Annotated in this window: 27 protein-coding genes, 1 tRNA gene and 1 other annotated feature; of the genes, 27 read left to right on the top strand and 1 reads right to left on the bottom strand. The window is 38.8% G+C overall.

Annotation, left to right across the window (positions count from 1 at the left end; genetic code table 11):
• The first annotated feature begins 1 nt into the window (after position 1).
• The 11 genes from sdhB to ssuD all read left to right on the top strand — a co-directional run bounded on the left by sdhB (position 2) and on the right by ssuD (position 8,642).
• Positions 2–775, top strand: coding sequence for a succinate dehydrogenase iron-sulfur subunit (gene sdhB / locus WKH56_RS04325; RefSeq protein WP_013059398.1), 774 nt, complete (start codon positions 2–4; stop codon positions 773–775).
• A 63-nt stretch (positions 776–838) separates the two neighbouring features.
• The gene (locus tag WKH56_RS04320) at positions 839–1,288 is read left to right on the top strand and encodes an acyl-CoA thioesterase (RefSeq protein WP_028411753.1); all 450 of its coding nucleotides are present in this window, start codon (positions 839–841) and stop codon (positions 1,286–1,288) included.
• 174 nt (positions 1,289–1,462) lie between these two features.
• A complete protein-coding gene (gene gerE, locus WKH56_RS04315) occupies positions 1,463–1,687 on the top strand; it encodes a spore germination transcription factor GerE (protein WP_013059396.1) in 225 nt (74 codons plus the stop codon).
• 203 nt (positions 1,688–1,890) lie between these two features.
• A complete protein-coding gene (locus WKH56_RS04310; protein ID WP_028411752.1) occupies positions 1,891–2,217 on the top strand; it encodes a hypothetical protein in 327 nt (108 codons plus the stop codon).
• A 148-nt stretch (positions 2,218–2,365) separates the two neighbouring features.
• Positions 2,366–2,866: a cation:proton antiporter regulatory subunit gene (locus WKH56_RS04305; RefSeq protein WP_013085158.1), complete on the top strand. Its 501-nt coding sequence runs from the start codon at positions 2,366–2,368 to the stop codon at positions 2,864–2,866.
• Positions 2,867–4,081: a cation:proton antiporter gene (locus WKH56_RS04300; RefSeq protein WP_028411751.1), complete on the top strand. Its 1,215-nt coding sequence runs from the start codon at positions 2,867–2,869 to the stop codon at positions 4,079–4,081.
• Between the two features lie 133 nt (positions 4,082–4,214).
• Positions 4,215–5,012, top strand: coding sequence for an ABC transporter ATP-binding protein (locus tag WKH56_RS04295; RefSeq protein ID WP_080754460.1), 798 nt, complete (start codon positions 4,215–4,217; stop codon positions 5,010–5,012).
• 33 nt (positions 5,013–5,045) lie between these two features.
• Positions 5,046–6,032 (top strand): aliphatic sulfonate ABC transporter substrate-binding protein, encoded by a 987-nt coding sequence (locus WKH56_RS04290; RefSeq protein ID WP_310884109.1) that lies wholly within the window; start codon positions 5,046–5,048, stop codon positions 6,030–6,032.
• A gap of 10 nt (positions 6,033–6,042) precedes the next feature.
• Positions 6,043–6,897, top strand: coding sequence for an ABC transporter permease (locus tag WKH56_RS04285; RefSeq protein ID WP_033579636.1), 855 nt, complete (start codon positions 6,043–6,045; stop codon positions 6,895–6,897).
• A 69-nt stretch (positions 6,898–6,966) separates the two neighbouring features.
• The gene (ssuE, locus tag WKH56_RS04280; protein ID WP_028411747.1) at positions 6,967–7,521 is read left to right on the top strand and encodes an NADPH-dependent FMN reductase; all 555 of its coding nucleotides are present in this window, start codon (positions 6,967–6,969) and stop codon (positions 7,519–7,521) included.
• Positions 7,518–8,642, top strand: a complete 1,125-nt coding sequence (gene ssuD / locus WKH56_RS04275; RefSeq protein WP_033579638.1) for an FMNH2-dependent alkanesulfonate monooxygenase — start codon at positions 7,518–7,520, stop codon at positions 8,640–8,642. Before ssuE ends, ssuD begins: the two co-directional genes overlap by 4 nt.
• 66 nt (positions 8,643–8,708) lie before the next feature.
• Here ssuD and WKH56_RS04270 read toward each other — a convergent pair whose 3' ends face one another.
• On the bottom strand, positions 8,709–8,915 hold the full coding sequence (locus WKH56_RS04270) for a hypothetical protein (RefSeq protein WP_013059387.1): 207 nt from the start codon (positions 8,913–8,915) through the stop codon (positions 8,709–8,711).
• A 238-nt stretch (positions 8,916–9,153) separates the two neighbouring features.
• Between WKH56_RS04270 and WKH56_RS04265 the strand changes: the two genes are divergently transcribed.
• The 16 genes from WKH56_RS04265 to leuB all read left to right on the top strand — a co-directional run bounded on the left by WKH56_RS04265 (position 9,154) and on the right by leuB (position 25,462).
• On the top strand, positions 9,154–11,172 hold the full coding sequence (locus tag WKH56_RS04265) for a penicillin-binding transpeptidase domain-containing protein (RefSeq protein ID WP_048019704.1): 2,019 nt from the start codon (positions 9,154–9,156) through the stop codon (positions 11,170–11,172).
• A 442-nt stretch (positions 11,173–11,614) separates the two neighbouring features.
• Positions 11,615–12,247, top strand: a complete 633-nt coding sequence (locus WKH56_RS04260) for a DUF47 domain-containing protein (RefSeq protein ID WP_029711160.1) — start codon at positions 11,615–11,617, stop codon at positions 12,245–12,247.
• 15 nt (positions 12,248–12,262) lie between these two features.
• Positions 12,263–13,261, top strand: a complete 999-nt coding sequence (locus WKH56_RS04255) for an inorganic phosphate transporter (protein ID WP_028411744.1) — start codon at positions 12,263–12,265, stop codon at positions 13,259–13,261.
• 113 nt (positions 13,262–13,374) lie between these two features.
• On the top strand, positions 13,375–13,989 hold the full coding sequence (locus WKH56_RS04250) for a PH domain-containing protein (RefSeq protein ID WP_013059383.1): 615 nt from the start codon (positions 13,375–13,377) through the stop codon (positions 13,987–13,989).
• Between the two features lie 186 nt (positions 13,990–14,175).
• Entirely contained in the window at positions 14,176–14,619 is a 444-nt protein-coding gene (locus WKH56_RS04245) for a MarR family winged helix-turn-helix transcriptional regulator (protein ID WP_013059382.1), read from the top strand.
• Positions 14,620–14,629: 10 nt separating this feature from the next.
• Entirely contained in the window at positions 14,630–15,424 is a 795-nt protein-coding gene (racE, locus tag WKH56_RS04240; RefSeq protein WP_028411743.1) for a glutamate racemase, read from the top strand.
• Positions 15,425–15,536: 112 nt separating this feature from the next.
• Positions 15,537–16,622 (top strand): GerMN domain-containing protein, encoded by a 1,086-nt coding sequence (locus tag WKH56_RS04235; protein WP_048019705.1) that lies wholly within the window; start codon positions 15,537–15,539, stop codon positions 16,620–16,622.
• A 134-nt stretch (positions 16,623–16,756) separates the two neighbouring features.
• Positions 16,757–17,503: a ribonuclease PH gene (gene rph, locus WKH56_RS04230; RefSeq protein ID WP_033579641.1), complete on the top strand. Its 747-nt coding sequence runs from the start codon at positions 16,757–16,759 to the stop codon at positions 17,501–17,503.
• Between the two features lie 9 nt (positions 17,504–17,512).
• A complete protein-coding gene (locus WKH56_RS04225; RefSeq protein WP_048019706.1) occupies positions 17,513–18,106 on the top strand; it encodes an XTP/dITP diphosphatase in 594 nt (197 codons plus the stop codon).
• A gap of 15 nt (positions 18,107–18,121) precedes the next feature.
• Complete coding sequence (locus WKH56_RS04220) at positions 18,122–18,634, top strand: metallophosphoesterase (RefSeq protein WP_028411739.1); 513 nt, start codon at positions 18,122–18,124, stop codon at positions 18,632–18,634.
• Between the two features lie 125 nt (positions 18,635–18,759).
• Positions 18,760–18,833 (top strand) — tRNA-Arg (locus WKH56_RS04215).
• A gap of 329 nt (positions 18,834–19,162) precedes the next feature.
• Positions 19,163–19,416 (top strand) — a binding site (T-box leader).
• A gap of 68 nt (positions 19,417–19,484) precedes the next feature.
• A complete protein-coding gene (gene ilvB / locus WKH56_RS04210) occupies positions 19,485–21,212 on the top strand; it encodes an acetolactate synthase large subunit (protein WP_230683453.1) in 1,728 nt (575 codons plus the stop codon).
• Positions 21,209–21,721 (top strand): acetolactate synthase small subunit, encoded by a 513-nt coding sequence (ilvN, locus tag WKH56_RS04205; RefSeq protein WP_013059375.1) that lies wholly within the window; start codon positions 21,209–21,211, stop codon positions 21,719–21,721. Before ilvB ends, ilvN begins: the two co-directional genes overlap by 4 nt.
• A gap of 64 nt (positions 21,722–21,785) precedes the next feature.
• Positions 21,786–22,811: a ketol-acid reductoisomerase gene (gene ilvC, locus WKH56_RS04200; RefSeq protein ID WP_028411737.1), complete on the top strand. Its 1,026-nt coding sequence runs from the start codon at positions 21,786–21,788 to the stop codon at positions 22,809–22,811.
• Positions 22,798–24,333: a 2-isopropylmalate synthase gene (locus WKH56_RS04195; RefSeq protein ID WP_025750618.1), complete on the top strand. Its 1,536-nt coding sequence runs from the start codon at positions 22,798–22,800 to the stop codon at positions 24,331–24,333. Before ilvC ends, WKH56_RS04195 begins: the two co-directional genes overlap by 14 nt.
• Before the next feature lie 19 nt (positions 24,334–24,352).
• The gene (leuB, locus tag WKH56_RS04190; RefSeq protein ID WP_028411736.1) at positions 24,353–25,462 is read left to right on the top strand and encodes a 3-isopropylmalate dehydrogenase; all 1,110 of its coding nucleotides are present in this window, start codon (positions 24,353–24,355) and stop codon (positions 25,460–25,462) included.
• Positions 25,463–25,464 lie beyond the last annotated feature (2 nt).

Below are 25,464 nucleotides of genomic sequence, written 5' to 3'. Positions count from 1 at the left end.
AATGAGTGAACAACAAACAGTCCAAAAGACAGTGCGCTTCATTATTACACGTCAAGATTCAGCTGAATCTGCTCCTTACAATCAGGAGTTTGAAATTCCGTATCGTCCGAATATGAACGTTATTTCAGCACTGATGGAAATCAGACGTAACCCTGTTGATGCTTCAGGTAAAGAGGTTGCTCCGATAAACTGGGAAATGAACTGTTTAGAGGAAGTATGCGGAGCCTGTTCAATGGTTATCAACGGTAAACCTCGTCAGTCATGTACAGCTCTTGTTGATAAACTAGAACAGCCGATTCGCTTGCAGCCAATGAAAACATTCCCTGTTGTTCGTGACTTGCAGGTAGACCGCAGCCGTATGTTTGATTCACTGAAAAAAGTAAAAGCCTGGGTTCCGATCGATGGCACATACGATTTAGGACCAGGACCGCGTATGCCTGAAAAGAAACGTCAGTGGGCGTATGAGTTATCCAAGTGTATGACATGCGGCGTTTGCTTAGAAGCTTGTCCAAACGTAAACGACAAGTCAAACTTCATCGGTCCAGCACCGCTTTCTCAAGTTCGCTTGTTTAATGCCCATCCAACCGGTGCGTTAAATAAAGGAGAACGTTTAGAGACGATTATGGGTGATGGAGGGCTAGCGAACTGCGGGAACTCTCAAAACTGCGTTCAATCATGTCCAAAAGGAATTCCATTGACTACTTCAATCGCAGCTTTGAACCGCGACACAACAATTCAAGCATTCAGAAGTTTCTTTGGTAGCGATCAAGTATAACCACTCAAAACCTCTCCACGTGGAGAGGTTTTATTTTGTCTATGACGAATGGAGGAAATACAGATGAATAATATTTCGTATATTGAAGACATGGATCACTGGAAAGAGTCATTTTCGTTTAAGCAGAAAATCAAGGTAAGATTTTCGGAAACAGATATGTTTGGGCACTTAAATAATACGGTTCCTTTTGTTTATTTTGAACAAATACGTACGGAATTCTTTCACCATATTGGCTTTATGCAAAAGTGGACGAGTGAGTATGAGGGAACGATACCGGTGGTGGCTGATTTGCAGTGCGACTATGTCAAACAAGTGTATTTTGGCAACGTGCTAGCTGTTTTTGTAAAGGCCCATAAAATCGGACGTTCTTCGGTTGATTTACACTATATGATTCAAAATGAGCAAGGAGAGGTTGTACTCACGGGGAGAGGAACAATGGTGCAAATTTCTAAAGAAACAGGAAAAAGCGTGCCTTGGAATGAAGAGATGAAAAGGTGTTTATCGACTATATAAAAATGGCTTGAAGACTCTTTCTTCAGGCTTTTTTTCTTTTTCAAAGGTAAAAAAGAGTTTTTTGCATATTTTTTCTAAAACTAGTAACCGCGTAGGCATACCGCACATAAGATATGTTGACTAAATTTACACCCATCCGATAGTTCAACTCAGGATCAGGCAAGGAGGGTTACATTGAAAGAAAAAGAGTTTCAACCTAAACCGCTACTTACAAAGCGTGAACGAGAAGTATTCGAGCTTTTAGTACAGGACAAAACAACAAAAGAAATCGCGAGTGAACTATTCATTAGCGAAAAAACAGTTCGAAATCATATTTCTAATGCGATGCAAAAGCTTGGAGTCAAGGGGCGTTCTCAAGCAGTCGTAGAACTCCTTCGAATGGGAGAACTTGAACTATAACATGAGCTGGCTTTCTTTTTAGAAAGCCAGCTTTTTGTATATTTTTTTAAGTATCGCATATGTATCTAAAAAGAATATCATTAAGAAAATATTATAAAAAAGGTAAATCTTTATAAAAGAAACTTATTGCTTGAAATTGAATTTCAGAGTACGTATACTTTTAAGTAAGGAGATACTACTTCAAAAGAAAGAGAGGTGAGATGATGAAAAATGTATGGTTAGGGGTATTATTATGCATGATATTCTGCTTGCCTTTTGCGAGTTTGCCAGATAAATTTATTGATAATGACTTTGAAAAAGTAAAGGTCACAAAAAGTTCGGTACAGCATTACACGGATATCGTGCACATGTCTCCAGGAGCTAAGCACAGCGTCAAACAAATAGGATCTCTAATACAAAGTGTGATAGTAACTTTTGCTTTAGTATGGGTGAGTACCAAGCTCATCATTCCGACGCATCAAATTGCGTATTTTTTCCTCAAGAAAACACTTTTTTATCCAAAAATCTTTCAATCAAGTTACCTCAATTAAATAAAAAAGGTTGAAATTTCAGCAGCCTTTTCTTCAAACCTAAAATTACCTACTATTCTTAGGCTTATTTGTCATGGGGATTTTCTATACAAATAATGCAATGAAAATTTAATATTCTTCTTAAAAACTTTATAGGAGTGATCATTCAATGATGATTAAAGAAACGGAATTACCAGGAATCGGCCGTAAATTTGAAATTGAGACAAGCGGAGGAAACCGTGTGGTCGTTATTATTCATGATGATGGACGACGTGAAATCTACCACTTCGATCAAAAAGATTTAGAAGAAAGCATTTTTGACATTACGTTAACAGATACGGAATCAAGACAGCTAGCTGCAATTTTAGGCGGCATGATTTACAAGCCAAAAGCAATGGAAACCATTGAAGTGGCATTCAATGACTTAGTGATTGAATGGTACAAAGTTGAAAAACAGGCGAAAGCTCACAGTAAAACAATTGGCGAAATTGACGTTCGCAGCAACTATGATGTCACAATCATCGCTGTCATTAAAAACACGCAAAAAAAATTATCCACCCCAGGACCAGATACGTTAATTGAAGAAGGAGATACGCTTGTCATCTCTGGTGAAAGAGGAAATTTAAAAACGCTCATTAAAGAATTGCTTTCACAAGGAGGTAGTTCATAATTGGATCATTTAGTATTTGAAGTTGGGACAGCTTTGTTACTAGTCGCTTTAGCGGCTATACTAGCACATAAATTTAAATTTACGATTATTCCATTCCTCATTCTGCTGGGCATGGCGGTTGGTCCCCATGCTCCTGAGTTTGGCTCATTCAGTTTAAAGTTTATTGAAAGCCAAGAGATTATTGAATTTATGGGGAGAATTGGAGTTCTCTTTTTACTCTTTTATTTAGGGTTAGAATTTTCAGTTGGAAAGTTAATTAAATCAGGTAAGTCCATCGCGGTGGGAGGGTCTATTTATATTTTAATTAACTTTACCTTAGGATTATTGTATGGATACCTGACAGGAAATCCTCTTCTTGAAGTGCTGATTATCGCTGGAATTATTACGATTTCGTCCAGCGCAATTGTCGCAAAAGTATTGGTTGATTTAAAACGAACGGCAAATCCAGAAACGGAATTGATATTAGGGATCATCATGTTTGAAGATATTTTCTTAGCGGTTTATCTTTCTGTCGTTTCAGGGTTGGTGCTTGGAGACCACGGATCGCTTGCTGGATCTTTAACATCTATTTTAATTGCGTTTGGCTATATGATGCTGTTCTTTATCATTGCTCGAAAAGCTACGCCTCTACTAAATAAACTTTTAAATATTTCATCGAATGAAATCTTTATAATCGTCGTTTTTGCGGTATTGTTTTTTGTGGCAGGCTTCTCAGAAACAATTCACGTGGCAGAAGCAATTGGAGCATTATTGCTTGGGCTTGTATTTTCTGAAACAGAACATCGCGATCGGATTGAACATCTTGTCGTACCGTTTCGTGATTTCTTTGGAGCCATCTTTTTCTTCAGCTTCGGATTAAGTATTGATCCTCTCACGCTCTGGGATGCAGGCTGGCTTGCCCTTGGAGCAGTTGCGCTTACGATTATTGGTAACTTTACAGCCGGTATGATTTCAGGAAGAAAAAGCGGGCTGTCACACAAGGCTTCGACCAATATTGGATTAACAATCATGTCACGAGGTGAGTTTTCAATCATTATGGCTAACATCGGAATTGAAGGAGGATTATCGGCCATCCTTCAGCCATTCGCTGCGCTTTATGTATTGATTTTAGCTATTATTGGTCCTTTGTTAACGAAGGAGTCTAAGCATATATACGGATTTTTAAACTCAATATTTAAATGGAAAAAACCAAATCCTCAAGAATCTAATGGATAAAATATATAAAACACAGTTGACAAATCGGATTAATATGATAAAATTCAAAATAATCCAATAACAAATCAGTTAACTATAGCAACGGGCTGATCGGTCAACCGAAAGCTCCTACCTTTTTTAGGTAGGAGCTTTTATGTTTTTAGGTGAAATAGCTTTTGATTTAAAAATTCAAGGAGGAGGAATTGCTGTGAGTGTCGTGATTCAATCGGTTAACCGCTCATTTCAAAAAGGAGAACAAGTAACTCAAGCATTGCGAAATGTAAATCTTACGATTAATAAAGGTGAATTTATTACCATTATTGGTCCGAGCGGATGCGGAAAAAGTACGCTGCTTAAAATGATCGCTGGACTTGATATAGATTATGAAGGGCGCATTGAAATCAACGGGAAGCACATAGCCGGACCTAGCATTAAACAAGGAATGATCTTTCAAGAACACCGCTTGTTCCCGTGGCTTAATGTGGAGCAAAATATAGCGGCTGACTTATCGCTGAAAGATTCGAACGTTCGGCGCCGCGTAGATGAGCTAATTGATATTGTCAGGCTGAAAGGATTTGAAAAAGCTTATCCTCGAGAACTATCCGGGGGGATGTCTCAACGAGTTGCGATTGCGCGTGCTCTTTTAAGAAATCCCGAGGTTTTATTGTTAGATGAACCGTTTGGTGCGTTGGATGCTTTTACTCGCACTCATCTGCAAGATGTGCTGTTAGACATATGGAAAAAAGAAAAAACAACCATGATTTTTGTTACCCACGATTTAGATGAATCCATTTACTTAGGAACTAAAATTGTGATTATGAGTGCCAGACCAGGAGAAATTAGTCGGGTTGTTCCAGTAGAAATTAGTCATCCGCGAAAAAAGACAGAACTACCTTTTCAGCAGCTAAGGCAGCAAGTGCTGAAAGAATTTGAAGAAGCAGGAGAACATTAAAGATTCAATCAGACAGAGAAGGAGACAGAACAGATGAAAAAGCTACTTTTAACTGCAGCTATTGTACTTGTTCTCGCATTGGCTGGGTGCGGGACGAAAGAAAAAGCGAGCGGCGAAGATTCGAAAAACGTTACGATCAATATTGGCATTCAACAAAGCCTAGGACCTTTAATGCTGGCACAAAACCAAAAATGGTTTGAAAAAGAATTTAAAAAAATAGGTGTAAACGTTAAATGGACAGAGTTTCAAAGCGGTCCTCCGCAATTTGAAGGGTTAGCATCTGGACACTTGGATTTCGGCCAAGTTGGAAACTCACCGGTTATTTCTGGTCAAGGGGCAGATATTCCATTTTTAGAAATTGCTAATTCGAGCGACGGATTAAAAGGAAATGCTATTTTAGTAGGAAAAAACAGCAAGATTAAAAGCGTAAAAGATTTAAAAGGTAAAAAGATTGCGGTTGCCAAAGGCAGCAGCGGTTTTAACTTATTGTACAGAGCTCTTGATCAAAATGGGTTAAAGCCAAGTGACGTAAAGATTATTCAGCTTCAGCCAGACGAAGCTCAGCCAGCATTTGAAAATGGGTCAGTGGATGCATGGTCAATTTGGGAACCGTTTATTTCCCTGCAAAACTTAAAAAATGAAGCTCGTATTTTAGCAGACGGCGATTCGTTAAAGGTTGTTTCACCAGGCTTTACTATTGTAAGAGAAGGCTTTGCAAAAGATCATCCAGAGTTAGTCGTTAAGTTTTTACAAGTTTATCAAAAAGCACTTGAATGGCAAAACGAACATTTTGAAGAATCTGTGGATATTCTAGCAAAACAAAAAAATCTAGATAAAGATGTAGTAAGACAAGTGTTAAAAAATAATCCTGCCTATAATCGCCCAACCTCTAAAGAAATTATTGCAGAACAACAGCGAACAGCTGATTTTCAACAATCTTTAGGCGTTATAAAAAAGAAAATTGATACGGGAGATGTCGTTGATAATTCATTTATTGAAAAAGCATTAAAAGAAAAATGAGGTGATGAAAATGAGTAAAACATCCGTGGTTTCAGGACATGTCCAGTCTTCAGCAGCTCACTTGCAACAAGTGAAAAAAAGAAAGGAAGAAGCGAAAAATAAGCAGGGAATTTTCCTTCGTTCTCTCGTCGTGCCAATTTTGCTTATCGTCGTGTGGCAAATCATTGGTTCTGCAGGCTATGTATCTAAAACCGTTCTTCCTACACCTGTTGATATTGTACTTTCTTTCAAACAGCTCATCGTATCGGGAGAACTGGGAGCTAATCTTCAAATCAGTATTTTACGTGCTGCCATAGGTTTTGCCGTTGGAGCTGGTCTAGGTTTACTATTTGGTATTATTGTCGGTTTCTCAAAGAAAACGGAGCACTATATGGATCCATCCATTCAAATGCTTAGAACTGTTCCTCACCTTGCCTTGGCTCCTTTATTTATCTTATGGTTTGGCTTTGGGGAAATTTCAAAGATATTGCTAATTGCAAACGGTGCGTTTTTCCCAATCTATGTTAATACGTATTTAGGCATTCGCGGCGTTGATTCGAAATTATTTGATGTTGCGCGTGTTCTGCAATTTAGTAAATGGAAACAAATCACGAAACTCATTTTACCAGCCGCTCTTCCTAATATTTTACTTGGTGTCCGATTGTCTTTAGGTATTGCATGGCTCGGACTGGTAGTAGCTGAATTAATGGGAGCAAGTGAAGGTGTAGGATATATGATTATGGATGCTAGGCAGTTTTCTCAAACAGATGTAGTTTTTGTCGGAATTATCATTTTTGCTGTTGTAGGCAAATTAACTGATTCATTTGTCCGAGTATTAGAAAAGCGTCTTCTTAAATGGAGAGACAGCTACGCAGGTGAAAAATAAAAGAAGGATTTATATATTTATTAATCCTTGTAAATCTATCAGTTTTATAAGTTAAAAGGAGAGATGATAATGAGTCAGTTTACAATTATTACGGGAAGCCCTTCAAAACAATCAAGGTCAGCTGCTTTAAGTGAGTATATTGCAGCATATCTGCAAAATGAAAAACATGAAGTAAAAACCGTGCATGTCCGCGATCTACCAGCTGAAGACTTACTATATGCTAACTTTTCTAGCCCTGCGATTCAAGAAGCTCAAAAGAAAGTGGCAGATGCTGATGCCGTTATTATTGTCAGCCCAATCTATAAAGCTAGCTACACAGGAATCTTAAAAACATTTTTAGATTTAATACCTGAAAAAGGTTTGCACAATAAAACCGTGCTGCCGATAGCTACAGGGGGAACCATTGCTCATCTACTGGCTCTTGATTATGTATTTAAGCCGACATTATCCGTTTTAGGAGCTACTGCTCTTATTCATGGAGTTTATATTGTTGATTCTGAGGTGGCCTATACGAAAGAAAATGAAATTGAGTTTATTGCGGAAGAAGCAGAAGCGAGAATTAAACGTTCATTAAAAGAGCTTGAATATCATCTAGAACAAACGAAAAGGAGTGTTGAATCATGAAAATGTTATGGTTTATTCCTTCCCATGGAGATGGAAGATATCTAGGGACAAATCGAGGAGGTCGTTCAGCAGACTATTCATATTTTCGGCAAGTTGCTCAAGCAGCTGACCGGTTAGGATTTGAAGGAGTTCTGATTCCAACGGGGAAATCATGCGAAGACCCGTGGCTATTGGCTGCTTCACTTATACCTGAAACAGAGCGTTTGAAATTTTTAGTAGCTGTACGTCCGGGCATTATGGCTCCTTCCGTGGCAGCGCGCATGACTTCGACTCTTGATCGAATTTCAAACGGTCGTTTACTAGTTAACGTAGTAGCAGGAGGAGATCCAGCAGAATTAGCCGGAGACGGCCTTTTCTTATCACATGATGAACGTTATGAAGCTGCGGATGAATTTTTAGATGTGTGGAAAGGGTTATTGGCTGGAGATACGGTTAATTATGAAGGAAAACATATTCATGTAGAGAACAGTGAGCTGTTGTATCCACCTGTTCAAAAACCTTCTCCACCTATTTATTTTGGCGGATCTTCACCCGCAGGACAAAAAGTTGCAGCAAAACATTCTGACGTGTATTTAACGTGGGGAGAGCCTCCTGAACAAGTAAGAGAAAAAATAACGGCTGTGAGAAAGCAAGCAGAAGCAGAAGGCAGAACCGTTAAGTTTGGGATTCGTTTGCATATTATTGTACGGGAAACGGAAGAAGAAGCTTGGGAAGCAGCCGATCGATTAATTCAGCATTTGGACGACGACACAATTCAAGCTGCACAGCGTACTTTTGCAAGGTATGACTCAGTTGGGCAGCAGCGAATGGCGAGCCTTCATAGAGGAACCCGAGAGGAACTTACGATTAGCCCTAACTTATGGGCAGGTGTGGGGCTCGTCCGGGGAGGTGCAGGAACTGCCCTGGTAGGCAGTGCTGAAAATATAGCGAAACGAATAAAAGAATATGAAGCTTTAGGAATTGAATCTTTTATTTTATCAGGCTATCCGCATTTAGAAGAAGCTTATCACGTAGGAGAGTTATTGTTCCCGCTTTTAAATATTGATGAGGGTGAAGGAAAGAGTGAAAGCATCGGTGAGATTATTGCAAACGATAGGTTTCCAAAAGCTTCAACCTCGTAAAAGAAGAACCGGTGAAAAATTCACCGGTTCTTCTTTTACATTCATCTCAGCCGAGAGACGAGTCCGTTAAATTGTTGGTTTTGGTTTTTCAGGTGCAGCTTGTTTATCTTTTCGACTTTCTTGAATATATACTTTAAAGAGAAAAATATTTAAACAGCCCAGTGTGAGGAATAACGGTGCAAAATAATATTCTTGAGACATAAGTAGGACGAAAACGCTTCCAAAACAGAACAGAGAACTAAACATAAAGTAAAACTGTAAGAATCTTCTCATTTTAGTCGCCTCCTATTCTTTTTCTTCTTACACTTATTATATCAAATACTTTCCAAAAAAGACACAAAATATTCACAAAATGTTCAATTTTTTTCTTATTTACCTATTGATTTTTTTGTCGATATGTAAATTAAGTGGGTTGTAATACCAATTAATTCCTGGATGTAACTTTCTGATGGAAAGTTTATGTAAAATTTTATATGATAGAAATGGTATTGAAAAAAGGGGGAAAATCATCATGAGACGAATTGGGTGGCTATTTTTTACTATGGCAATTCTCTTACTCATAACTGCCGGTTGCTCAAATGATCAACAGAAAGCACAGGATCGATTTGATAAATATGTAGCCATGTGGAATAAAGAAGATTTTGAAGGTATGTATGGATACTTGTCTAAAGATGCTAAAAAGACGATTTCAGAAAAAGACTTTGTAAATCGATATAAAAATATCTATGATGCAATTGAAGCGGACAAGCTTAAAGTGAAGGCAAGTAAAATAGAAGACTTAGAAATAAAAGACCATAAAGCTGTTTTACCTTTTGAAGTAAACATGAACTCTGTAGCCGGTGAAATCTCATTTAAAGAAAATGCTGCTGTGGTTCAAGAAAAACAAGGGGATACAGAGAATTGGTATATTAATTGGAAGCCTAATATGATTTTTAAAGGACTTGAGCAAGGAGAGCAAGTAAGAGTAGCTACTCAGTCAGCTGTGCGTGGAGAAATTATGGATCGTTCAGGGAAATATTTAGCTCAAAACGGAGAAGCGATTCAAGTTGGAGTTGTTCCCCAGCAGTTTTCTAAAGGCGGCGAGCAAGCGATACGACAATTAAGCAAGACTCTTGCTCTTTCAGAAAAAAGTATTAATCAAGCACTGAGCGCTTCTTGGGTGAAAGAGAATCAATTTGTTCCTATTAAAACAGTTAGTCAAAAAGACGCCTCTAATTTAGAGAATTCTTTGAAAAAAGTAGAAGGCATTCAACAAAAAAAGGTGAATGCGCGCGTATATCCTTGTGAAGAAGCGTGTGCTCATTTAGTTGGATACGTTGCGCCTGTCACAGCTGAATATTTAAAAGAGCATAAAGATGAAGGTTATAATGCTCAGTCTAAAGCTGGAATGATTGGCTTAGAATCTTTGTATGAAGATAAGCTTCGTGCTCGAGACGGCGTCACGATTTATACTGTAGATAAAGATGGTAATAAAAAGAATGAAATTGCAAAAGTGAATCCAAAAGACGGGGAAAGCATTCAGGTTACGGTAGACACGAATGTTCAAAAATCCCTTTATGAACAGTTAAAAGATGAAAAAGGAGTAGCTACTGCTCTTCAACCTAAAACGGGAGAAATATTAGGTCTTGTAAGCACGCCAGCTTTTGATCCAAATTCTTTTTCTTTTGGAATCGATGCTAATACGTATCAATCCCTTTCAACGAATCCTAATAAGCCGTTAATGAATCGTTTTACCAAAACGTATTCTCCGGGATCTACATTTAAGTTAGTCACCGGAGCTTTAGCGGTTGATGAAGACGTGCTAAATCCAAATGAAAGTATATCAATCAGCGGGAAGAAATGGCAGAAAGATAAAAGCTGGGGAAATTTCTACGTAACACGAGTGGGCAGCAAACCGAATGTTAATTTACGTGATGCTTATGTTACATCTGATAATATTTATTTTGCGCAGACTGCTTTGAAGCTAGGTTTAGACAAATTTAACAGTGGTTTAAAACAGTTTGGGTTTAATCAAAAATTGCCTGTTAATTATCCTTTTGAAACGTCTAAAATTGCAGGTGATCAAGATATTAAAGATGAGGGAGTATTAGCAAACTCTGGCTATGGCCAGGGGAAACTGCAAGTGAATCCTCTCCACTTGGCATTGATGTATACATCGATTGTAAACGATGGAAACATAGTAAAGCCTATTCTTATGAACGGTGATGAGAGTGGAATATGGAAAAAACAAGTAATGTCTAAAGAAACGGCGCAATTAATTCAAAATGATTTAGTTGATGTCATTGAAGATAAAAACGGTACGGGTCATGCAGCAAAGATAGATGGGTTAACCCTGGCTGGAAAAACGGGAACAGCAGAGCTAAAGAAAACTCAAGGTGAAAAAGGGCAGGAAAACGGATGGTTTGTAGCTGTGGACACAAAACAGAAAAACTTACTCGTTTCAATGATGGTTGAAGGGGTAGAGGATAAAGGCGGAAGTCATTACGTCGTGCCGAAAGTAAAAAATGTATTTCAGCAATATAATAAGTAAATAATAAAAGCCAGTTCTAAAAGAGCTGGCTTTTATTATTTACACAAGGGGAGTAATGTTAAGTTTTTGTAAATCCCAATTTTATACAAACTCTGAAAACCCTTATTTTAAAAGGAATCAACGTATTATTGTTAATGTATTGTAAAGAAGCCTAAAAAAATGTGTTTGAAAAGTTATTGACAATTAACAATAATAGGAGTAATTTTTGACTTGGCGTAAAAAAATGAATCGCATAACCTATAGGTGAAAGAACCACATTTTGGGACTTTTGCTCTGGTAAACGTTTGTTTTTTTAGAATTTTTTGATACACAAGAGAGGTGGTTTCTCTCGTTATAGTAATGAACAGCTAGGTTTTATCCATTACTTTAAATGAAAAAAGAAACTAGAACACATATAAAAAGATAGAGAGAAAAAACGAGTGGTAAAGTTTCGATAAATTGGATGGAGGATTGCAACGTGATCAAAAGAAAAAAAGACAAGTTTTCTGAAATGTTAATGGACATTGCCCAAAATATTAAGGACTCAGCGGAGTTTTTAGGCAGCTTTGAACTTCAAAATGTATCTGACCTAAAGGAATTTGCCAACGTTTTAAAAGCGTATGAATCAAAAGGTGATAAATACGTGCATACAGTGATTACTGAGTTGAACAAAGCATTTATTACTCCAATTGAGCGTGAAGATATTTTACAGCTAGCGATGAGCATGGATGATGTACTTGATGGCATCGACAGCTTTGCTGCTTTAATGGAAATTCATTCAATTACGACATTTGATGAATATGTAGCTGAATTTGTTAAAAATATTCAAGGCTGTGCTGAAGAAATTTTAATTACTATTAATTTGTTGTCTGAGAAAAAGCTTCTTCAAATTAGTGAGCATGCAATTAAAATTAAAGAGTATGAGTCACATTGTGATACATTATATCGTCGTGCACTAAAACAATTATTTGCAACATGTAAAGATCCAATTAAAGTTATTCAATATAAAGAAATTTATGAAACGCTAGAAGAAATCGCGGATTATTGTCAAACGGTTGCGAACAACTTAGAATCAGTTATTATGAAGAATGCGTAACGGGGCTATAGTATAATGGATTCAATGCTAATATTAACCATTCTAATTGTAGTTGGTGCACTTGGTTTTGACTTTATCAACGGATTTCACGATACAGCTAATGCCATTGCGACTTCTGTTTCAACCAAAGCTTTAAAACCGCGACATGCAATTCTTTTAGCCGCAACCATGAACTTTGTCGGGGCTATGACGTTTACGGGCGTAGCCAAAACGATTACAAAGGATATCGTTGATCCTTATACGCTTCAAAATGGTTCTGTCGTTATTTTAGCAGCATTAATTTCTGCTATCGCGTGGAACCTAATCACATGGTATTTCGGTATCCCGAGTAGTTCTTCTCATGCAATTATTGGATCGATTGCAGGAGCAGCTATTGCAGCTGCTGGATTTGGTGCTTTAAATTACAAAGGTTTCATCAAAATCATTGAAGCCCTTCTAATTTCACCAGTTCTAGCCTTTGTAGTAGGTTATATTGTCTATACGATTATCAAGCTAACGTTTAAAAACCATAACTTGACGAAAACGAATAAGCGTTTTCGCCGCGTTCAAATCCTGACTGCAGCTCTACAATCTTACACACACGGTACGAATGATGCGCAAAAAGCAATGGGTATCATTACGCTAGCGCTTATTGCTAACAATATGCAAAGCGGTACTGAGATTCAGTGGTGGGTACAGCTGGCTTGTGCAGTCGCAATGGGGCTTGGAACGTCAATTGGTGGATGGAAAATCATTAAAACCGTTGGCGGTAAAATTATGAAAATTCGTCCTGTTAATGGAGTAGCTGCGGACTTAACGGGTGCTGCCATTATCTTTGGAGCAACATTTATTCATCTACCTGTCAGTACTACTCATGTTATTTCATCTTCTATCTTAGGTGTAGGTTCTGCTCACCGAGTGAAAGGTGTAAAATGGGGAACTGCACAGCGCATGGTGATTACATGGGTTATCACATTGCCAATTTCAGCTTCATTAGCTGCACTTATCTATATGATTTTAAATTTGTTCTTTTAATAAATGGGGAGCTTCTTTTAAAGAAGCTCCTTTTTTTATTTACATCCCCTCATTTGCACAGTACACTTAAAACATGAAAATAACACAATCGTTTTTAAAAGGGAGATGGGGAAATGTTTGGAAAAGTAGCTGCTGATGTATTGGGGCTAAGTGATATTGGTTCTGTTATTAAGCCAGTTGATTATGACAAGGTAGATGCAGACGATTACGTTATGCATGAAGAACAAGAAAAAATTTATTTTCTAATCAAATCAAAGTCAGATGAATATTGCTTTACCAATAAAGCGCTCATTCACCTTGATGGAACAAGTGCTACAAGTAAAAAGCGAATGCTTCGCCGCTATAACTACAGCACAAATCACATTTCAAACGTAATGCTAGAAACGGCTGGAACTGTCGATTTAGATGTGGAAATTAAATTTAAAATTGGCTCGGAAACTTTTTCTATCGATGTACACAAAAAGCATATAGAAGAGGTAAAAGATTTATATAAAGCGCTGTTTAAAATGTCTGAAATAACGCGTGAAAATGAAATTGCGCTCGATTTTGCTAAACAAAGCATTCAGCTAGCTTCTTCTACGCTAAGCAGTACAAGAAATACAAGTGGAAGTGTTGCTGGTGAATTTAAAGAAATTAACGAAGCCGCGTTTTCTTGGTTATTAGATAAAAAAACAGCCTACACAACAAAAGATTTCAGCTCAGTTTTCGAGCTGTATATCAATAATTAATAGAAACAGCTGCTCCTTTTATGGAGCAGCTGTTTTTTAATGCTGAACGTTGTAGAATCCTCATGTTAACCTTGAAAAATCACCGAAAAAAGAGCACAATATAAAATAGAAAAGAGAAACAATAGAGACGGGTTTAACTGAAAGAAATAATAGAAAATAAGACTTATAGGTGGAAAGGATTACGGTATGACAGCAAAAAATAATGAGGATACAGTGGCAGAATTAGAAAAGTCACTTCGACATATTGCAGCTATTGTGAAGCAAAAAGGAAGAGAAATTTTAGAAGACTATACGATTACGCCACCTCAGTTTATTGCTTTGCAGTGGCTGTTTGAACGTGGAGATATGACGATTGGCGATTTATCAAATCGGATTTTTCTCGCTTGTAGTACAACGACAGATTTAGTAGATCGTATGGAAAAAAATAAGTTGGTGGTTCGGGTCAAAGATCCGAAAGACCGCCGCGTAGTGCGTATTCATTTGCTTCCTGAAGGAGCACGTGTTATCGAAGAAGTAATTGAAAAGCGACAAACGTATTTAAATGGCGTACTGGCAAACTTCTCTCCTAGTGAAACAGAAGTTTTACGAGTAACGTTACGAAAATTACATGATGAAATGAAAGAAAAATGAGGCGATTGTTTTGAGTAGACCAATTGGTGTTATAGATTCAGGTGTGGGCGGATTAACGGTAGCAAAGGAAATTATGAGACAGCTTCCGAAAGAACAAATTATGTACATTGGAGATACAGCACGCTGCCCATACGGTCCTCGTCCCAGTGAAGAAGTACGAGCTTTCACATGGGAGATGACTAATTATTTAGTAGATAAAGATATTAAAATGCTTGTTATTGCGTGCAACACGGCTACGGCAGTTGTACTAGATGAAATTCAAGAACAGCTCGATATTCCGGTTATAGGCGTCATTGAACCAGGATCACGAGCTGCGCTTAAAGTAACTAAAAATCATAAAATAGGCGTAATCGGCACAAACGGAACCGTTAAAAGCCAAGCCTATACACATGCACTCCGCGCTCTTCATACGAGAGTGGAAGTGGAAAATTTAGCATGCCCTTTGTTTGTACCTCTTGTAGAGAGCGGTAATTATGAAGGACCGGAAGCGCAGCGAATTGTAAAAGAAACATTAAAACCTTTTTATCATACAGATATGGATACCCTTATTTTAGGATGTACGCATTATCCGTTATTAAAGCCAGTTATTCAAGAAGCAATTGGGCCTCGAGTTCAGTTAATCAGTTCTGGTGAAGAAACGGCAATAGAGGTAAGTGCCATTCTTTCTTATAGCAATTTACTAGCTCCTAGAAGCATGGAGCCCGAACACTACTTCTATACAACAGGCTCAACAGAACTGTTTCAATCTATTGCATCTAAATGGTTTGAGCACCCTGTATATAATGTTGAGCATATCAAGCTTTAAAACCGAGCATATTAAGCTCGGTTTTTTTGTGGCCAAAAACTTGTTTGAGCTGGTCTAAAATGCAAATAAGCTCGTATACATAGTAGTACAAACAGTCTGAGGAGGGAAAGGAATGTCCAAAAAGACCAAATTTGTTCTCATATCCGCCGTGGTGACCACATCTGTGTTGTTATCCGGCTGTGGACTTTTCGGAGGGGATAACGCAGCAAAGGAAATTGATCCGCCAAAGGATGTCACCTATGTGAAAGATGAAAAATCATTAGCGACTGAAGCGAAAGTAACGGAAGCTAATAAAAAACAAAGTAAAGCAGCAGAAACATCTGCGCCTACCAAAAGAGAAATTTACTTAATTGATAAAAACGGGTACGTTGTTCCCCAGACGCTTGAAATTCCTAAATCAAAAGGTGTCGCTAAACAGTCTCTTGAATATTTAGTAGAGGGTGGACCAGTCACAAACTTATTGCCAAATAATTTCCGAGCGGTTCTTCCTGCTGATACAAGAGTTTTAGGGACAAAGCTGGAAAGTGACGGCACGATGGTAGCAGATTTTTCACCTGAATTTGCTGAATATAAAAAAGAAGATGAACTCCGTATCCTACAGGCCGTAACGTGGACGCTGACGCAGTTTGAAGGCGTAAATAAAGTTAAAATTCGCATTAACGGCTATGATAAAGATGAGATGCCTGTAAATCATACACCAATCAGTAAAGGGTTGAGCAGAGCAGATGGCATTAACTTTGATAATACTGGAGTAGTTGACGTAACCCAAACGAAGCCAGTTACGATCTATTACTTAGCTCAAGAGGGCAAACAAACTTACTATGTTCCTGTTACAAAACGAATTGCTTCTGATGACAAAGATATGTACACTGCAATTGTGAACGAGCTTGTAGAAGGACCTGCGCCTGCATCAGGTTTAGTGACAGATTTTAATCCTGATGCAAAGCTCGTAGCAGCTCCAAAGTATGCGGACGGTCAGTTAACGCTGAACTTTAATAAAAACATCTTTGGAAATTTAAAAGGAACGGAAATTTCTCAGTATGTTCTCGACTCCTTGGTGTTATCGCTGACGGAACAAAAAGCCGTAGACAGCGTTGCCATTAAGGTGAATGGCAAAAAAACGCTAAAAGATGAAAAAGGGAACAAGCTAACGGAGCCAGTTTCAAGACCTAAAAATGTGAACACAGGTAGTTTTTAAAAACAAATTTTTGTTATACTAGTAAAGGACTAAGTAGAAAGAGGTCTGCTGAAATAGCGACCTCTTTCCGCTGTTTTATAGTTAAAATGGAAGAAGCTATTACATATAAATGAATTAATAGGAGGACATGCTTAATGCGTTTGGACGGTAGGGAATTTAATGAATTGAGACCTGTATCTCTTCATACTTCATACTTAAAGCATCCAGAAGGATCTGTATTAATCTCGGTGGGAGACACAAAGGTTATTTGTACAGCAAGCATAGACGACAGAGTGCCTCCTTTTATGCGTGGACAAGGAAAAGGATGGATTACAGCTGAATATTCTATGCTGCCTCGAGCTACGGCACAAAGAAATATACGCGAATCAACAAAAGGTAAAGTCACAGGACGAACAATGGAAATTCAGCGTCTGATCGGACGAGCTCTTCGTTCTGTAGTCGACCTGGAAAAGGTCGGAGAAAAGACCATTTGGATTGATTGTGATGTTATTCAAGCAGATGGAGGAACAAGAACAGCATCCATTACAGGTGCCTTTGTGGCTATGGTTTTAGCGTTTGGAAAGCTGGTTGAAGAGAACAAGCTGACAGAAATTCCTATTCGTGACTATTTAGCTGCGACTTCAGTAGGTATCCATGGAGAAAATTCGATTTTAGATTTAAATTATGAAGAAGATTCGACAGCGGAAGTTGACATGAATATTGTGATGACAGGAAGCGGACAGTTTGTAGAATTACAGGGAACGGGAGAGGAATCGACGTTCTCGAGAGAACAGTTAAACCATCTTCTGGATTTAGGGGAAAAGGGTGTTTATCAATTGATTGAACAGCAAAAGGAAGTTCTTGATCATCTGGCTGCTTACATTCCGGTTAAAGAAAGGTAAGGGATTAACGTGCATGAAATCATTATTGCAACTAAAAATGCAGGCAAAGTAAAGGATTTTGAAACACTATTCTCACCGAAGGGATTTAAAGTAACATCGCTTCTTGATTTTCCTGAAATTGAGGACGTGGAAGAAACGGGCGTTACATTTGCAGAGAACGCCACGCTAAAGGCAGAAACCATTTCATCAGCATTAAATAAGCCGGTTATTGCCGATGATTCTGGGCTTGCTATTGATGCCTTAAACGGAGAGCCAGGCGTTTATTCCGCGCGTTATGCTGGTGAAAATAAAGATGATAATGCTAATATAGAGAAGGTACTTCAAAAATTACATGACGTGCCGTTTGAAAAACGCACGGCACGTTTTCATTGTACGCTTGCTATTGCAGTGCCTGGAAAGAGAACAGAGCTTGTAGAAGGCACGTGTGAAGGGCGCATCTTGGAAGAAAAAAGAGGCGAGAACGGCTTTGGATACGATCCTATTTTCTTTGTAGAAAAATGGAACTGCTCCATGGCAGAATTGTCTAAAGAACAAAAAAATCAAATTAGTCACCGAGCAAATGCGTTAGAAAAACTAGCACCGCTAATTGATGCGCAATTTTAGAAGGAGTGATGACGTGTGAAACTATTAATTGTAAGCGATAGCCACGGGTTACAAGAAGAACTGCTCACTATCAGAGAAAGACATGCTGATGTAGATAAGATGATTCATTGTGGTGACTCTGAGCTGCCACAAGACAGCAAAGAAATGTCTTCGTTTTTAGGCGTTCGAGGAAATTGTGATTATGATGCATCTTACGTCAATGATCGAGTAGAGTCACTTGGAGAAGCCACGTGTCTGGTTACACACGGTCACTTATATAATGTTAAAATGTCTATGATGAATCTGCATTACAAAGCGAGAGAAGTGGGGGCAAACGTTGTTTGTTTTGGGCATTCTCACATAGCGGGAGCTGAGCTCATGGACGGAGTTTTATTTATCAATCCAGGAAGTATGTTACTTCCTCGTATGAGAAAAGAACGTACGTATGCTATACTAGTAATGGATGGTACAGAAGCTACCGTGCAGTTTTACGATATAAGCGGTAAACATATTCCTAGCATGCAGTTAACCTGTACACTTTCAGCATAATATAGCCAAATATAGGGAGAAGAGAAGGTTTTTTACCTCTCTTCTCATAAAATTTCAAAAAAACGTTGACTTTTAAATTATATTTGAATATAATAAGTATTGTCTTTGATACAGTTTAACATTATGTCCCAGTAGCTCAGCAGGATAGAGCAACGGCCTTCTAAGCCGTCGGTCGGGAGTTCGAATCTCTCCTGGGACGTCTAGAAAAAAATCCCGGCTTTTACTTTTTAGTAAAAGCCGGGATTTTTTTATTTATCTTAAAAGTGAATGTTTGTTCATTCAGTGTGTACAAATGAACGTTTCAGAAAAACTTTTTGAGTGGCTATAAACCCTTATTGCATCAATAATGAAAACGCATTCAAATATTCTGTTTAGTCTAAATTGTCTAAAAAAATCTTGAAAAGTGGTTGACTATGCATAGAAATGGGCGTAAGATAGTCCTCAAATATAAGTTTTCTAAAAATTTTAATTAATTGTAATTAAATTAAAATATGATGTGTAAAGCATTGTTCAAAAAGCATATAGCGTTTTAAAACGTTGAAGAGGATAAGTAGTTTTGATGTTTAGGTATCAACAGAGAGTCGGGTTGCTGGAAGCCGGCGTTACCAACTCAAAATGAACTCACCTCAGAGTGTCACCCTGAAATTCAGTAAGGGCGACCGAGTGTACTTCCAAAGCACTCGTTATCAAAAAGAATGTACAGTATACATTCATAAGGTAATCATTTCGATTACAAACGAGGGTGGTACCGCGTAAAGTACAAAAGACTTTTCGCCCCTTGACCTATATCATTTGATAGGGTCTATTTAGGGGTGAGAAGTCTTTTTTCTTTTATCTAGAAAACGAAAGGATGAGAAAAGTGGGAGCCAATATGCAAACGAAAGAACCTGTAAGCACTGGGGCACAAATGAATGGAGCTGACATGTTGATTGAATCTCTAAGAAGAGAAAACGTTGACGTCATCTTCGGTTACCCAGGGGGAGCCGTTTTACCGATTTACGATAAGCTATACGGTTCAGGAATGTTTCACGTACTTGCTCGTCACGAACAAGGTGGAATTCACGCAGCAGAAGGGTACGCAAGAATTTCAGGTAAACCCGGTGTAGTTATCGCAACAAGTGGTCCTGGTGCAACAAATATCGTAACAGGTTTGGCAGATGCGATGATTGACTCACTTCCTTTAGTTGTTTTTACTGGTCAAGTAGCTTCAAGTGTAATTGGTTCTGACGCGTTCCAAGAAGCAGATGTATTAGGAATCACAATGCCAATTACAAAACATAGCTATCAAGTACGCAATATCAGCGACATGCCGAGAATCATCAAAGAGGCATTTCATATTGCGACAACAGGAAGACCTGGTCCAGTCTTAATCGACATTCCAAAAGATATGGCACAGGGTGATGGAACATTTAATTACGAAGGAGAAATTGATTTACCTGGCTATCAGCCAACTTATTTTCCAAATCAGCTGCAGGTTAAAAAGTTAACAGACACAGTAGCAGCTGCAAAGAAACCTGTTATTCTAGCAGGTGCGGGAGTATTATTGAGTAAAGGTTCAGAAGAATTAAAAAATTATGCTGAGCGTCAAAATATTCCGGTTATTAATACGCTTTTAGGGTTAGGCTGTTTTCCTGCAGATCATCCGCTTCATTTAGGAATGGCTGGCATGCACGGAACGTACACAGCAAACATGGCAATTTATGAGAGTGATCTTCTCATTAGTATCGGGGCGCGCTTTGATGACCGAGTAACAGGTAACTTAAAGCATTTTGCACCAAATGCAAAAATTGCTCACATTGACATCGACCCAGCGGAAATTGGAAAGAATGTTCCAACCAAGATTCCAATTGTTGGAGATGCAAAAGAAGTATTAAAGCAATTGCTTCTGCAAGAAGGAGAAGTTGGAGATTATACGAAATGGCATGAGAAATTAGCGGCGTGGAAACAAGAATATCCATTATGGTATCAGAACTCAGCGGACGTGTTGAAACCACAAAAAGTAGTTGAGTTGCTTCACAAATATACAAATGGAGATGCCGTTGTTACAACGGACGTTGGGCAACATCAGATGTGGGTAGCTCAATACTACACATTTAATAATCCAGATCGATGGGTAACTTCAGGTGGCCTTGGCACCATGGGCTTTGGATTACCTTCTGCAATCGGCGCTCAGCTGGCAAATAAAGATAAAACAGTTGTAGCAGTCGTTGGTGACGGTGGATTTCAAATGACGCTTCAAGAATTAGGGGTTATTAGAGAATTAAACTTACCTGTTAAAGTGGTTGTGCTTAACAATCAGTCGCTTGGAATGGTTCGTCAGTGGCAGGAAATCTTCTATGAAGAACGCTACTCGCACTCTTTAATTCCGAATCAGCCTAATTTAATGAAGCTTGCAGAAGCCTATGATATCAAAGGTTTACAAGCTTCTACTGAAGAAGAAGCGCATGCGGCTCTGAAAGAAGCAATGGAAACAGATGGACCTGTTTTACTAAACTTCTTTGTCGCACCTAAAGAAAACGTATATCCAATGGTTGCACCTGGAAAAGGATTACATGAAATGGTAGGGGTGAAACCATGAAGCGAATCATTACAGCAACTGTATTAAACCGTGCGGGCGTTTTAAATCGCGTAACGGGGTTATTTACAAAAAGAAATTTCAATATTGAGAGTATTTCGGTAGGACACACTGAATCTGAAGATGTATCACGCATGACGTTTGTCGTAAACGTAGAGCATGACAATGCTGCTGAACAAGTGATTAAGCAGTTAAACAAGCAGATTGACGTGTTGAAAGTTCAAGATATTACGGATCAAGCCGTGGTGTCAAGAGAGCTTGCTTTAATGAAAGTAGCATCTACACCTGCGAGCCGTAACGAACTTTATGCAGTAATTGAGCCTTTCCGTGCAACCATCATTGATGTAAGCCGCGACAGCTTAATTATTCAAGTAACAGGTGAATCCAGCAAGATTGAAGCGATGATTGATTTACTTCAGCCTTATGGATTAAAAGAAGTAACGCGCACAGGGACAGTTGCTGTTCCGCGCGGTACGCAAAAAGCAGCAGCCAAACTTTCATCAATCATTTAATTCTAGCTAGTTACTAAAAAAGTAAACTATATAAAACTATATAAACTAAGAGGAGAGATTTATTATGACAAAGGTATATTACAACGGAGATGCAAAGGATCAATTATTACAAGGTAAAACAGTAGCAATCGTAGGTTATGGTTCACAAGGTCACGCTCACGCACAAAACTTACGCGACAGCGGAGTAAACGTGGTAGTAGGATTACGTAAAGGTAAATCATGGGATCAAGCAGAACAAGACGGCTTCACTGTATTATCTGTAAAAGAAGCAGTTCAACAAGCAGAAGTAGTAATGGTATTACTTCCAGATGAGCATCAGCCAAAAGTTTATAACGAAGAAATTCTTCCAGGATTAAAACCAGGGAAATCTTTAGTATTTGCTCACGGTTTTAACATTCACTTTAATCAAATCGTAGCACCTGAATTCGTTGACGTATTCTTAGTAGCTCCAAAAGGTCCTGGTCACCTTGTAAGAAGAACGTATGAAGAAGGAGCTGGCGTACCGGCGTTATTCGCAGTATTCCAAGACGTAACTGGCGAAGCAAAAGACGTAGCATTAGCTTATGCTAAAGCAATTGGCTCAGCTCGTGCGGGTGTATTAGAAACAACGTTTAAAGAAGAAACAGAAACAGATCTTTTCGGTGAGCAAGCAGTACTTTGCGGCGGTTTAACTTCATTAGTTAAAGCTGGTTTTGAAACGCTTGTAGAAGCTGGCTACCAACCGGAAGTTGCATATTTTGAGTGTTTACACGAATTAAAATTAATTGTTGACCTTATGTATGAAGGCGGAATGGAAGGCATGCGTTATTCAATCTCTGATACAGCTCAATGGGGTGACTTCGTTTCAGGACCACGCGTTGTAGATGAGCGTTCAAAAGAACAAATGAAAAAAGTGCTTGAAGATATCCAAACAGGTAAATTTGCAAAAGGCTGGATCCTAGAAAACCAAGCAAATCGTCCAGAATTTACAGCTATCAATAACCGTGAAAACGAACATTTAATTGAAAAAGTTGGCGCTCAATTACGTGAAATGATGCCATTTGTTAAAAAACAAAAGAAAGAAGCGGTGATCGCTAGTGCAAAAAATTAAACTATTTGACACGACGCTACGCGATGGTGAACAGTCACCTGGAGTCAATTTGAACCTACAAGAAAAGCTTGAAATTGCTAAGCAGTTAGAGCGATTAGGTATCGACATTATTGAAGCCGGATTTCCAGCTTCTTCAAAAGGTGATTTTCAATCCGTAAAAGAAATTGCGTCTATTGTCAAAAATTCTTCTGTAACAGGCCTTGCAAGGTCTGTTACAAAAGATATTGACATTGCATGGGAAGCGTTAAAAGAAAGTGCAGAACCAAGACTGCATGTTTTTATCGCTACTTCCGAAATTCATATGCAGCATAAATTGAAAAAAACACCTGATGAAGTACTTGAAACAGCAGTGGAAATGGTGAAATACGCAAGTAAAAAATTCCCGGTTGTTCAATGGTCTGCTGAAGATGCATGTCGCACAGATTTACCGTTTTTAGCTAGAATTGTAGAAGCTGTTATTGATGCTGGTGCAAAAGTCGTTAATATTCCAGATACGGTAGGATTTATCACGCCTGGTGACTATCAATCCGTATTTAATTACTTAAAAGAACATGTATCAAATATTCATAAGGTCGATTTGTCAGCTCACTGCCACGATGACTTAGGGCTAGCTGTTGCTAATTCAATGGCTGCTATTGAAGCAGGAGCTACTCAAATTGAAGGAACGATTAACGGAATCGGAGAACGTGCCGGTAACGCTGCTCTTGAAGAAGTAGCACTTGCGCTTCATGTCCGTCAAGACTTCTATCAAGCGAGCACAGGTTTGATCTTGCCCGAAATCAAGCGTACGAGTGACATTATCAGTAAGCTTACCGGAATGAATATTGCGCCAAATAAAGCAATTGTCGGAAAAAATGCTTTTGCTCATGAATCAGGTATTCACCAAGATGGCGTCTTAAAAAATCCGTTAACATATGAGATTATTTCCCCAGAACTTGTGGGTGTTAAACAAAATCCGATTGTGCTTGGCAAGCATTCTGGTCGTCATGCGTTCCGTACACGCTTAGTAGAGCTTGGGTTCACATTGGAAGATACAGAAGCAAACGTGCTTTTTGAGAAGTTTAAAGACTTAGCAGATAAGAAAAAAGACATTACCGACGATGATTTATTGGCATTAGTCATTCAAAAGCAAGTTAGCAAAGACAGTGAATATAAGCTTGAAAGTCTGCAAGTTCAGTATGGTACGAACAATATTCCTACGGCTACGATTACGCTTCGCAAAGAAAACGGCGAAGAGATTCAAGAAGCAGCTACGGGATCTGGAAGCGTGGAAGCTATCTATAATACGCTGCAGCGCTGTGTTGAGCAAGATGTCAAACTATTAGACTATCGTATTCAGTCTATTAACGGCGGTCCGGATGCACTGGCTGAAGTATTTGTGAAGGTTGAAAGCGAAGGAACTGAAGCAAGCGGACGCGGAGTAGCATTTGACGTATTAGAATCGTCAGCGAAAGCCTATTTAAATGCCATTAATCGATTAATCGCTATTCAGCAGCATCGTACAAAGCAAGAAGTAATGTGAACTGAAGGGAGAGACCACCATGACAAAAAAAGTCGCTGTATTACCAGGTGACGGCGTAGGAACAGAAGTAACCAAAGGCGCTGTTGCCGTTTTAAAAGCAATTGGAGAGCGCTTTGATCATCAATTCGAGTTTACGTATGGATTAATTGGCGGAGCTGCAATTGATGAGGCTGGCACACCTCTTCCAGAAAGTACAATTGAGATTTGTAAGCAGGCGGATGCCGTCTTACTTGGATCCGTTGGAGGGCCAAAATGGGATCGTAACCCTTCACATTTGCGACCAGAAAAAGGTTTGCTAGCTATTCGAAAAGAATTGGATTTATATGCTAACCTTCGTCCAGTGACGTTTTATGATAGCTTAGCAGATGCCTCTCCTTTGAAAAAAGAATACATTGAAGGTGTTGACTTCATTATCGTTCGTGAGCTAACAGGGGGCTTATATTTTGGTCAGCCTAGCGAGCGTCGAACAGAAGGAAATGAAGAGACGGTTGTCGACACGTTATTTTATAAGCGTACAGAAATAGAAAGGATTATTCGCCAAGCGTTTGAAACGGCTGTAAATCGACGTAAAAAGGTAACGTCGGTTGATAAAGCGAATGTGCTTGAGTCTAGTCGAGTGTGGCGTGAAGTAGCTGAAGAAGTAGCAAAAGACTACCCGGATGTAGAGCTTGAGCATATGCTTGTAGATTCAGCTGCTATGCAGTTAATTCGTAATCCGAAATATTTTGATGTAGTGGTAACTGAAAATATGTTTGGTGATATTTTGAGTGATGAGGCTTCTATGCTGACAGGATCGTTAGGGATGCTTCCATCTGCGAGTTTAACGGTTGATGGTCCATCTTTATACGAACCGGTTCACGGTTCTGCACCAGACATTGCTGGACAAAACAAAGCTAATCCGATTGCTGCTATTTTATCTGCAGCAATGTTGCTTAGACATTCATTTGGATTAGAAACAGAAGCAGCGGTGATTGAACAAGCGGTTGAAAGTGTATTACATGCAGGTCATCGAACAGCTGACTTAGCAGACGGTAATCATTATTTAGGTACCGATAAAATGGTGGATGCAATAACTGCGGTTATTGCCAACGATTCTGCCATTTCAAGCATTATGACAGCTTACAGTTAATC

It is taken from the genome of Priestia sp. SB1 (assembly GCF_038898415.1).
The sequence above is the reverse complement of the archived record's forward strand: the minus strand, read 5'-3'. Positions and strand labels throughout refer to the sequence as shown.